The sequence below is a fragment of the Aquipuribacter aurantiacus genome (assembly GCF_051216895.1).
Classification (GTDB): Bacteria; Actinomycetota; Actinomycetes; order Actinomycetales; family JBBAYJ01; genus Aquipuribacter.
The window spans coordinates 38,208-48,167 of record NZ_JBPKAO010000010.1; the positions used below are offsets into that span (position 1 = coordinate 38,208).

Consider the following 9,960-nt stretch of genomic DNA (forward strand, 5'->3'; position numbering starts at 1 on the left):
CTGGCCCGGACGGGTGACTGGTCGCCGCTGAGTGCCCCCCGAGGTCCGGAGGGGCTCAAGCAGCCCCCCGTCGGGCCGATGTCTGCCTCGGGAAGCGGGTGGACCGCCACCCGGGGGCCGAGCAGTCGGCCCTGTCGCAGAGGTGAAGGAGACGCGCCGTGGCCGCACGAAGCGCCATCGGTCTCGACATCGGGACGTCAGGCGTCCGCGCCGCCGAGCTGTCGTTCGGCCGCCACGGCGTCACGCTCGAGAAGTTCGGTCAGGTGGCCGTGCCGCCCGGGTCGGTCCGCGACGGCGAGGTCGTCGAACCCGTCGTCGTCGCCGAGGCCATCCGCGAGCTGTGGGCCGCTACGAAGTTCTCCGGCAAGGACGTCGTGCTCGGCATCGCCAACCAGCGGGTCGTCGTCCGCACCGTCGAGGTCGCCTGGCTGCCGCCGGCCGAGCTGCGCAAGAGCCTGCCGCTGCAGGTCGCCGACCAGCTGCCGATGCCCGTCAACGACGCCGTCCTCGACTTCCACCCGTTGGAGGAGGTGCACGGGCCCCGCGGCCGGATGCTGCGCGGGCTGCTCGTCGCCGCCGTCCGGGAGAGCGTGCTGGGCAACGTCCGCTGCGTCGAGAAGGCCGGGCTGCGTCCGACCTCGGTCGACCTGACGAGCTTCGCCGTGCTGCGCTCGATGGGCACCCGCGGCCTGGAGGACACCCAGACCGAGGCGCTGGTCGACATCGGCGCCCGGGTGACGAACATCGTCGTCCACACCGCCGGCGTCCCGCACTTCGTCCGCATCCTGCTGATGGGCGGCCACGACCTGACCGACGCGCTGGCCGAGCGGCTCGGCACCTCGCTGGCCGAGGCCGAGGGCATCAAGCAGACCACCGGGCTGGACGCCGGCCCCGGCGTCAGCGCCAACGCGGTCCGTACCATCGACGGTTCGGCCCAGGCCCTCGTCGACGAGATCCGCGGCTCGCTGGACTACTTCCGGTCCTCCTTCGCCGGCACCCCGCCGGAGCGGGTGGTGCTGTCCGGCGGCGGGTCGACCCTGCGCGGGTTCGCCGCGCGTCTCGAGCAGGGCGTGCGCATCCCGGTCGTGCAGGGCAACCCGATGCAGACCATGCGGCTGGGTCGGACCGGTCTGGACGAGGCCCAGCTCGAGCTCGTGCAACCGCTGGCGGCCGTGCCCGTCGGCCTGGCCATGGGAGCCGTCCGATGAGCACGCAGCAGCAGGAGACCACCCGGGAGACCGTCGTCCCGCTGACCGGTGAGTACCCGGTGGCGCGCGTCGACCTGATGCCGCCGGAGGTCCTCGAGCGCCGTCGCTTCAAGAGAGCCCAGGCCTGGATGGTCGTCGGGGTCGTCGGCGTCGTCTCGGCGCTGGGGGCGGGCTACTACCTGTCGTACGCCGACGCCCAGCAGGCGGCCGAGGACCTGGCCGTGGAGCAGCAGCGCACCACCGTCCTGCAGGCCGAGGCCGCGCAGTTCGCCCAGGTCCCCGCCATCCTCGCCAGCGTCGACCGGGCCGAGAGCGCCCTGGCCACGGCCATGGCCACCGACGTCGAGTGGTACCGCTACCTGTCGGAGATCGGCCAGAGCGCGCCGGACACGGTCTGGTTCGAGACCATCACGGCCTTCGCCGCCGAGCCGGTCGACGTCGCCGGGTCCGACCCGCTCGCGCCGGTCGACGCCGTGGCCGAGGTCACGGCCACCGGTCGGGCGCTGACCTACCCGGACGTCGCGACCTGGCTGGACTCCCTGGACGGCATCAGCCACCTGGACTACGTCCTCTTCAACGAGGCGGTCCGGGACGACGAGACCGGCGAGAAGCCGTGGGTCGACTTCACCACCTCGGCGAAGGTCGGACCCGAGGCCTACTCCGACCGCTACGCCCAGGAAGGGCAGTGAGATGGCGCTGACCAGGACGTCCGCATGGACGATGGGTACGACGGGTCTGTGCGTGGCCCTGAGTGCCGCCTCGTGGTTCCTGCTCATCCAGCCGGAGCGCGCCGAGGCGGCCGAGACCCGGGAGCAGACGGTGGCCGCCGAGCAGGCGAACGCCCAGCTGGAGATCCGGATCGAGCAGCTGCGTCAGGAGTACGCCGACCTGCCGGCGCGTCAGGCCGAGCTCGCCGCCATCCGGCAGGCGCTGCCCGAGGAGCCGGCCCTGGCCGCGCTCATCCGTGACATCAACACCGCCGCGGTGGACAGCGGCATCGTGGTCGACGCCGTGACCACCGGCGCCGCCAGCGCGGTCGTCGACCCGGAGGCCCTGACCGCGGTCGAGGGCGACGCGGCCGCGGAGGGCGACACCGCCGCAGAGGGTGGCGACGGCGCGGACGACGGCGACACCGAGCCCACGGAGGGCGACGCGACGGACGAGTCGTCGGCCCCCCCGGTGGACCCCGACGGCGGGGCCGTGCCCGCCGACGCGGGCAGCGGGGTCAGCGAGGTGCCCGGCGCCCCCGCCGGTGCGGTCCTCGCGTCGATCCCGCTGACCATCGACACGACCGGCGACTTCTACCAGAGCAACCTGCTCATCAAGAACCTGCAGACCGAGATCTCGCGGGCGCTCCTCATCGACGGCCTCACGATCCAGGTCTTCGAGGAGGAGGGCGAGGACGGCGAGGAGGTCGAGCCCGGCATGGTCAGCACGACCATCACCGCCCGGGTGTTCGCCTTCGTCGACCCCGACAGCGTCGAGGCCCTCGAGTCCCTGCCCGCACCCGCCAGCACGACCGACTGACCAGGAGCCCGACATGATCAACCCCCCGTCGACCTTCGGTCAGCCCGAGGCCGCCGCCCAGGCCCCCGAGCCCGAGCCCGAGCCCACCCGCAAGCCCCGCACCGTCATGATCGCCGCCGTCGCCGGGGTCGTGGCCCTCGGTGTCCTGGGAGGAGCAGCCGCCCTGGTGCTCACGTCCGGCGACGACGACGCGATGCTCGAGGCCGCCCCGGCCCCGGCGGTGGTGGAGCCCACCACGGAGCCCTCGGTCACCGCCGAGGTCGTCGCTCCGCTGCCCGTCAGCGCCGTCCGCAGCCGCAACATCTTCGTCCCGCTCGTCGAGGAGGCCAGTGAGGGCGAGTCCGCTGCCGGCGAGGACGAGGGGGCTGCGACCGAGGAGAACGAGGACAGCGAGGACGGCGAGGACCGCGACGACACCCGGGGCTCGACATCCGGAGGCGGCGGCCTCACCCAGGTCGTCGTCGACCAGGCCTCGGTCGAGGCCCTCCGCGCGTCCGAGCAGCAGGTGGCCGAGCTCCAGCGCCAGATCACCGACCTGACGACCAGGCTGGAGGCCGAGGACGACGACTCCGCCCTGCAGGCCAAGCTGAGGGACCTGCAGGAGCAGTACGAGCTGCTCTTCAAGGAGGCGCAGGATCTGAAGGACGCGCTGGACGCCCAGCAGGTCACCGTCGAGGTGGTCGAGGTCGACGACACCGACGAGCAGGCCTTCGCGATGACCCTGCTGGTCGACGACGTGGAGAGGGTCCTCGACCTCGACCCGGCGACGGAGGACGTCCTCGACACCACCATGCTGGGGGAGCCCAGCGACGACATCACGATCAGGTACCTGAGCTACCTCCCGGCGGAGGCACCGGAACCCGCCAAGGTGTCGCTCGAGATCGGGTCCACCATCTACACCGTGGCCGTGGGCAGCGAGCTTCTCTTCTACCTGGGCTGACACGCCCGCACCCCCCACCAGCGCGGTGGCCGTCCGAGCGACGGCCACCGCGCTGCGGCGTCCGGTGCGTCTGACACGATGAGGACCATGCGCTGGATCACTGCCGGGGAGAGCCACGGCCCCGCCCTCGTGGGCGTCGTCGAGGGGGTGCCGGCCGGGGTGCAGGTGACCTCCGCCGACGTCGCCGCCGTCCTGGCCCGTCGTCGTCTGGGCTACGGCCGGGGCGCGCGGATGAAGTTCGAGCAGGACCAGGTCAGCTTCCTGGGCGGGCTGCGCCACGGCGTGACCATGGGTGGGCCCGTCGCGGTCCAGGTGGCCAACACCGAGTGGCCCAAGTGGCAGACGGTGATGAGCCCCGACCCGGTCGACGCCGACGAGCTGGCCGGCCAGGCCCGCAACGCCCCGCTGACCCGCCCCCGGCCTGGCCACGCCGACCTGGTCGGCATGCAGAAGTACGCCTTCGACGACGCCCGCCCGGTGCTGGAGCGCGCCAGCGCCCGCGAGACCGCGGCCCGGGTCGCGCTGGGCACCATCGCCGCCGCGCTGCTGCAGCAGGCGGCCGGGGTTCGGCTGGTCAGCCACACCGTGGCCATCGGCGCGGTCACCGTCCCCGAGGGCACGGAGCTGCCGGACGCCGACGACGTCGACGCGCTCGACGCCGACCCGGTGCGCTGCCACGACACCGCCACCAGCGAGGCCATGGTCGCCGAGATCGACCAGGCCCGTAAGGACGGCGACACCCTGGGCGGAGTCGTCGAGGTCCTCGCCTACGGGCTGCCGCCGGGCCTGGGCAGCCACGTCCACGCCGACCGCCGCCTCGACGGCCGTCTCGCCGGCGCCGTGATGAGCATCCAGGCCATGAAGGGCGTCGAGATCGGCGACGGGTTCACCACCGCCCGGCGCCGCGGCTCGGTCGCCCACGACGAGATCGAGACCGGTGACGACGGCCGGCTGCGGCGCCGCACCGGGCGCGCGGGCGGCACCGAGGGCGGCATGACCACCGGCGACGTGCTGCGGGTGCGGGCGGCCATGAAGCCCATCAGCACCGTGCCGCGTGCCCTGGACACCGTCGACGTGTCCACCGGCGAGGCCGCGCAGGCCATCAACCAGCGCTCCGACGTGTGCGCCGTCCCCGCCTCCGGCGTGGTCGCCGAGGCCGCCGTGGCGCTGGTGCTGGCCGAGGCGCTGCTGGAGAAGTTCGGCGGCGACAGCGTCGGCGAGACCGCCCGCAACGTCCAGGCGTATCTGGACACGCTCACCATCCGATGACGAGGACCCCATGACGACACCCCCCACCGCCGCCCCGACCCCCGGGACGGACGCGCCGCTGCTGGTGCTGGTGGGCCCGCCCGGTTCCGGCAAGACCAGCGTCGCGCGGGCGCTGGCCGGCAAGCTGGGCGTCGAGGCCCGCGACACCGACGCCGACGTCGAGCGGACCGCCGGCTCGACCGTGCCCGAGATCTTCTACGACTCCGGCGAGCCGGCGTTCCGGGCGATGGAGCGCGCCGCGGTCGCCGCGGCCCTGCGAGAGCACCGAGGCGTCCTGGCCCTGGGCGGGGGAGCGCCGATGGACCCCGCGACCCAGGAGCTGCTGCGCGGGCAGCGGGTCGTGTTCCTCGACGTGGGCCTGGCCGCCGCGACGAAGCGGATCGGGATGGACGCGCCCCGACCGCTGCTGCTGGACGCCCCCCGGGCCACCTGGCTGCGGCTGATGGACGAGCGGCGCCCCGTGTACACCGACGTCGCCACCCTCGTGGTGATGACGACCGAATTGGACCCGGACGGCGTGGCCGAGCACGTGCTCGGCGCGTTCTCCGACCTGGGTCCGGTCGGGAGCGGGGCGTGAGCGAGCCGACCGTCGTCCGCGTCGAGGGCGCCCAGCCCTACGACGTCGTCATCGGCCACCGCCTGCTGGACCGGCTGCCCGGCCTGCTCGGCGGCGTCCGGCGTGTCCTGGTCGTGCACCCGCGGGCGCTGCGCAGCACCGGCGACGCCGTCCGCGAGGACCTGGCCGCCGTCGGCTACGAGGCCGTCACCGCCGAGGTCCCCGACGGCGAGGAGGCCAAGAACGCCCAGGTCGCGTCCTTCTGCTGGCAGGTGCTCGGCCAGGCCGGGTTCACCCGCTCCGACGCCGTCGTGGGCGTCGGCGGGGGAGCCGTCACCGACCTGGCCGGGTTCGTCGCCGCCACCTGGCTGCGCGGGGTGAAGGTCGTCCACGTCCCCACCACCCTGCTCGGCATGGTCGACGCCGCCGTCGGGGGCAAGACCGGCATCAACACCACCGAGGGCAAGAACCTGGTCGGGGCGTTCCACCCGCCGGCCGGGGTGCTCGCCGACCTGTCGGCCCTGCAGACCCTGTCGGACTTCGACCTGCGGGCCGGGCTGGCCGAGGTCGTCAAGTGCGGGTTCATCGCCGACCCGGACATCCTCACCATCCTGGAGGCCCAGCCCGACGAGGCCGTCCGCTGGGACTCGCCCGTGCTGGCCGACCTGGTCGAGCGCGCCGTGACCGTCAAGGCCGCCGTGGTGTCGGAGGACCTCAAGGAGTCCGGCCTGCGGGAGGTCCTCAACTACGGGCACACCTTCGGTCACGCCATCGAGCTGGTCGAGCGGTACTCCTGGCGCCACGGCGCCGCCGTCAGCGTGGGCATGGTCTACGCCGCGGAGCTCGGCCGCCTGGCCGGGCACCTGCCCGAGCGGGTCGTCGACCGCCACCGCACCATCCTCACCCGCCTCGGCCTGCCGATCGTCTACCGCGGTGACCGCTGGTCGGCGCTGTACGACGCGATGCGCAAGGACAAGAAGAACCGCGGGGACCTGCTGCGGTTCGTCGTGCTCGACGGGTCGGGGCGACCCACCCGGCTCGAGGGCCCCGACCCGTCGCTGCTGCAGGCGGCCTACGTCGAGGTGAGCGACACGTGAGCGACGGTGACGCGGGCCAGGACGCCCTGGACGTGCTCGTCCTGAACGGGCCCAACCTGTCCCGGCTCGGCACCCGGGAGCCGGAGGTCTACGGCCACGCCAGCCACGCCGACCTCGTGGCCCTGGTCGCCCGCGCGGCGGGTGAGCTCGGGCTGCGCGCCGAGGTGCGGCAGAGCGACGACGAGGCCGACCTCGTCCGCTGGCTGCACGAGGCCGTGGACGCCCGGTCGGACGTGGTGATCAACCCCGCCGCCTTCACCCACTACTCCTACGCGCTGCGGGACGCCGCGGCGCTGGTCACCGGGGCCGGGCTGACGCTGGTCGAGGTGCACCTCAGCAACCCCCACGCCCGGGAGGCCTTCCGTCGCCACAGCGTCATCACCCCGGTCGCGACGGGGGTCGTGGCGGGGTTCGGGGTGGACGGCTACGCGCTCGCGCTGCGGGCCGTCGCCGGACGCGCCGGCTGAGCGCGGCATCCACCGATCGGCCGATCCCGCACCACCTCTTCGTACCGTCGGTCACCGAATATGTTCACAACGTGACCGAATGCCGCCAGGCTGCCGGTCATGAGGTCGTCGACGAGACAGCGGGAGCGGCACCAGCTCGCGGTCGCCCACGGGCCCACGTCCTCCGAGCTGCGTTCGGCCCTGCGTCACGACGGGCTCGAGGTGGCCCAGCAGCCCGTCGTCCGGCTCGCCGACGGCGTCCTGGTGGGGACCGAGTCCCTGGTCCGCTGGACCCACCCCCGGCTCGGGCTGCTGCTGCCGGGTTCGTTCCTGCACCTGGCCCAGACCCTGGACGAGATGCCGGCCCTGGACCTGCTGGTCATGCGGGCCGCCTGCCGTCGCCTCGCCGCGTCGCCGTTCGTCACCCCCACCAGCGTCAACGTCTCACGCGCCACGCTGCTGCAGCGCGGCTTCGTCGCCACCGTGCTCAGGACGCTGCGCGAGTACGGCGTGGACGGTGCCCGGCTGCTGCTGGAGCTGTCGGAGGAGCTGACCCTGGACGACCTCGAGCTGGTCCGGGACGAGCTGCTGGCCCTGCGCCGGGCCGGGGTCCAGCTCGCGCTGGACGACCTGGGCGCCGGTGTCACGACGCTGCAGCACGTGCGCATGCTGGAGCCCGCGTTCGTCAAGGTCGACCGCTCCCTCGTCACCGGGGTGCACACCTCGCCGCACCGCCTCGCCGCGGTCGCGCGGGTCGTCGACCTGGCCCGCGCCACGGGGGCGGCCGTCACCGCGGAGGGCGTCGAGGAGCAGGCCGAGGCCGACGCGCTGCTCGGCCTGGGCTGCGAGCGGGGCCAGGGGTGGCTGTTCGGGCGGCCGGTGCTGCAGCCCGCGACCGATAGGATCAACCACCATGGCGACGACCAACGACCTCAAGAACGGCCTGGTGCTCAACATCGACGGAAACCTCTGGTCGGTGGTGGAGTTCCAGCACGTGAAGCCGGGTAAGGGTCCGGCCTTCGTCCGCACCAAGCTCAAGAACGTCCTGTCCGGCAAGGTGGTCGACAAGACGTTCAACGCCGGTCTCAAGGTCGAGACCGCCACGGTGGACAAGCGGGACATGCAGTACCTCTACGCCGACGGCGACGACTTCGTCTTCATGGACCAGAGCACCTACGACCAGGTCCACGTGCCGAAGGCCACGGCCGGTGACGCGGCCGGGTTCCTCCTGGAGCAGCAGGTCGCGACCGTCGCCGTGCACGAGGGCACCGTGCTCTACATCGAGCTCCCGGCCTCGGTCGAGCTCCTGATCAGCCACACCGACCCCGGCCTGCAGGGCGACCGCTCCACCGGTGGCACCAAGCCCGCGACGCTGGAGACCGGCCGCGAGATCCAGGTGCCCCTGTTCCTGGAGTCCGGCACCAAGGTCAAGGTCGACACCCGATCCGGGGACTACCTCGGGCGCGTCAGCTGAGCGCCCGGCACAAGGCGCGCAAGCGGGCCCTCGACGTCCTGTTCGAGGCCGAGCAGCGACGCCTGGACCCGATCGGGCTGCTGGCCACCCGGATCGCCGGTGGTGAGCCCCCGGTCCCGGAGTACGCCGTCACCCTGGTCGAGGGCGTCGTCGCGCACTCCGAGCGCATCGACGAGGCGTTGTCGACGTACGCGCACGGCTGGACCCTCGACCGCATGCCCGCGGTCGACCGCATCATCCTGCGGATCGCCACCTGGGAGCTCGTCCACAACGACGACGTGCCCGACGACGTCGTCATCAACGAGGCCGTGACGCTGGCGAGCGAGCTGTCCACCGACGAGTCGCCGGCCTTCGTCAACGGCCTGCTCGCCCGGCTGCGGAGCCTCAAGGCGACCCTCGAGGTCTGAACCCGCTCCCCGTCGTGTGGGACGTTCCGCGACGGGGTCGGGTGCCTGGGCGCGCGGGACGTCCCCCTCGGTGCGGGTCTCTCGGGGGGTGGGACGTTCGGTGACGGGGTCGGGTGCCGGGGCGCGCGGGACGTCCCCCTCGGTGCGGGTCTCTCGGGGGGTGGGACGTTCGGTGACGGGGTCGGGTGCCGGGGCGCGCGGGACGTCCCCCTCGGTGCGGGTCTCTCGGGGGGTGGGACGTTCGGTGACGGGGTCGGGTGCCTGGGCGCGCGGGACGTCCCACTCGGTGCGGGTCTCTCGGGTGGTGGGACGTTCGGTGACGGGGTCGGGTGCCTGGGCGCGGGGAACGTCCCACACGGTGCGGGGCCTGGTCGGGTGGTGGGACGTTCCGTGACTGGATCGGGTGCCCGGGCGCGCGGGACGTCCCACATGGTGCGGGGCGCGGTCGGGCTGGCCGGACCCGGCGGTCAGCCGCGACCCAGGGTCCTCAGTCCAGGACGGCGCGGCGGGCGTCGGCGTCCAGCACCTGCCAGCTGATGAGCTGGTCGACCAGGGCCGCGGGGGCCAGGTCGTAGATCACGGCGAGCGAGCGCAGGTCGTCGGCGCGGATCGACAGGATCTTGCCGTTGTAGTCGCCGCGCTGGGACTGGATGGTCTGCGCGTAGCGGGCGAGCGGGCCGGCCTTCTCGGCGGGCACGTTCATGAGCCGCTCCAGGTCGAGCACGAGCCGGGGCGGCGGCTCGCCGGAGCCCGCGGGGGCGCCGTCGGGGAGCAGGGCCTGCACGGGTACGCCGTAGAAGTCGGCGAGCTCGGCCAGGCGCTGCACGGTGACGGCGCGGTCGCCGCGCTCGTAGGAACCCACGACGACGGCCTTCCACCGACCCTGCGACTTCTCCTCCACGCCGTGGAGGGACAGACCCTGCTGGGTTCGGATGGCGCGCAGTCGCGATCCGAGGGCACGTGCGTAGTCGGTGGCCACGGGTTCAATATCACGGAGAGTGACGCCCGGGGTCAAGCCGACCCGCACGGAGCGTCA

At 73.4% G+C, this 9,960-nt stretch carries 12 protein-coding genes; 11 read left to right on the top strand and 1 reads right to left on the bottom strand.

Translation table 11 applies throughout. The annotated features are described in order from the left end of the window. Nucleotides 1-158: 158 nt before the first annotated feature. The 11 genes from pilM (at nt 159) to nusB (ending at nt 8,924) form a co-directional block, all read left to right on the top strand. The gene (gene pilM / locus ACR80Q_RS13640; RefSeq protein ID WP_435378180.1) at nt 159-1,208 is read left to right on the top strand and encodes a type IV pilus assembly protein PilM; all 1,050 of its coding nucleotides are present in this window, start codon (nt 159-161) and stop codon (nt 1,206-1,208) included. Beyond that, on the top strand, nt 1,205-1,897 hold the full coding sequence (locus ACR80Q_RS13645; RefSeq protein WP_435378181.1) for a PilN domain-containing protein: 693 nt from the start codon (nt 1,205-1,207) through the stop codon (nt 1,895-1,897). The genes pilM and ACR80Q_RS13645 overlap by 4 nt, the downstream gene beginning before the upstream one ends. A gap of 31 nt (nt 1,898-1,928) precedes the next feature. Next, a complete protein-coding gene (locus ACR80Q_RS13650) occupies nt 1,929-2,735 on the top strand; it encodes a hypothetical protein (protein ID WP_435378182.1) in 807 nt (268 codons plus the stop codon). Between the two features lie 13 nt (nt 2,736-2,748). Further along, nucleotides 2,749-3,675: a flagellar basal body-associated FliL family protein gene (locus ACR80Q_RS13655; protein ID WP_435378183.1), complete on the top strand. Its 927-nt coding sequence runs from the start codon at nt 2,749-2,751 to the stop codon at nt 3,673-3,675. 87 nt (nt 3,676-3,762) lie between these two features. Next, the gene (gene aroC, locus ACR80Q_RS13660) at nt 3,763-4,944 is read left to right on the top strand and encodes a chorismate synthase (RefSeq protein WP_435378184.1); all 1,182 of its coding nucleotides are present in this window, start codon (nt 3,763-3,765) and stop codon (nt 4,942-4,944) included. Nucleotides 4,945-4,954: 10 nt separating this feature from the next. Then, a complete protein-coding gene (locus ACR80Q_RS13665; RefSeq protein WP_435378185.1) occupies nt 4,955-5,521 on the top strand; it encodes a shikimate kinase in 567 nt (188 codons plus the stop codon). Next, complete coding sequence (gene aroB / locus ACR80Q_RS13670) at nt 5,518-6,597, top strand: 3-dehydroquinate synthase (RefSeq protein ID WP_435378186.1); 1,080 nt, start codon at nt 5,518-5,520, stop codon at nt 6,595-6,597. Before ACR80Q_RS13665 ends, aroB begins: the two co-directional genes overlap by 4 nt. Continuing rightward, nucleotides 6,594-7,064, top strand: coding sequence for a type II 3-dehydroquinate dehydratase (aroQ, locus tag ACR80Q_RS13675; protein ID WP_435378187.1), 471 nt, complete (start codon nt 6,594-6,596; stop codon nt 7,062-7,064). Before aroB ends, aroQ begins: the two co-directional genes overlap by 4 nt. Before the next feature lie 99 nt (nt 7,065-7,163). Beyond that, complete coding sequence (locus ACR80Q_RS13680; protein ID WP_435378188.1) at nt 7,164-8,051, top strand: EAL domain-containing protein; 888 nt, start codon at nt 7,164-7,166, stop codon at nt 8,049-8,051. Then, the gene (efp, locus tag ACR80Q_RS13685) at nt 7,957-8,517 is read left to right on the top strand and encodes an elongation factor P (protein ID WP_435378189.1); all 561 of its coding nucleotides are present in this window, start codon (nt 7,957-7,959) and stop codon (nt 8,515-8,517) included. Before ACR80Q_RS13680 ends, efp begins: the two co-directional genes overlap by 95 nt. Beyond that, nucleotides 8,514-8,924 carry a transcription antitermination factor NusB gene (gene nusB, locus ACR80Q_RS13690; protein ID WP_435378279.1) on the top strand — a complete coding sequence of 137 codons (411 nt, stop codon included), beginning with the start codon at nt 8,514-8,516 and terminating at the stop codon, nt 8,922-8,924. The genes efp and nusB overlap by 4 nt, the downstream gene beginning before the upstream one ends. Nucleotides 8,925-9,411: 487 nt before the next feature. On the opposite strand, the gene bldD is transcribed toward nusB, so the two are convergent. Next, nucleotides 9,412-9,903 (bottom strand): transcriptional regulator BldD, encoded by a 492-nt coding sequence (bldD, locus tag ACR80Q_RS13695; RefSeq protein ID WP_340290635.1) that lies wholly within the window; start codon nt 9,901-9,903, stop codon nt 9,412-9,414. Nucleotides 9,904-9,960: the final 57 nt, after the last annotated feature.

Excerpts from the sequence above, each read along its gene's own strand:
- ACR80Q_RS13645 (WP_435378181.1), top strand. The coding sequence starts at position 1,205 with ATGAGCACGCAGCAGCAGGAGACCACCCGGGAGACCGTCGTCCCGCTG.
- ACR80Q_RS13650 (WP_435378182.1), top strand. The coding sequence starts at position 1,929 with ATGGGTACGACGGGTCTGTGCGTGGCCCTGAGTGCCGCCTCGTGGTTC.
- ACR80Q_RS13655 (WP_435378183.1), top strand. The coding sequence starts at position 2,749 with ATGATCAACCCCCCGTCGACCTTCGGTCAGCCCGAGGCCGCCGCCCAG.
- aroC (WP_435378184.1), top strand. The coding sequence starts at position 3,763 with ATGCGCTGGATCACTGCCGGGGAGAGCCACGGCCCCGCCCTCGTGGGC.
- ACR80Q_RS13665 (WP_435378185.1), top strand. The coding sequence starts at position 4,955 with ATGACGACACCCCCCACCGCCGCCCCGACCCCCGGGACGGACGCGCCG.
- ACR80Q_RS13680 (WP_435378188.1), top strand. The coding sequence starts at position 7,164 with ATGAGGTCGTCGACGAGACAGCGGGAGCGGCACCAGCTCGCGGTCGCC.
- efp (WP_435378189.1), top strand. The coding sequence starts at position 7,957 with ATGGCGACGACCAACGACCTCAAGAACGGCCTGGTGCTCAACATCGAC.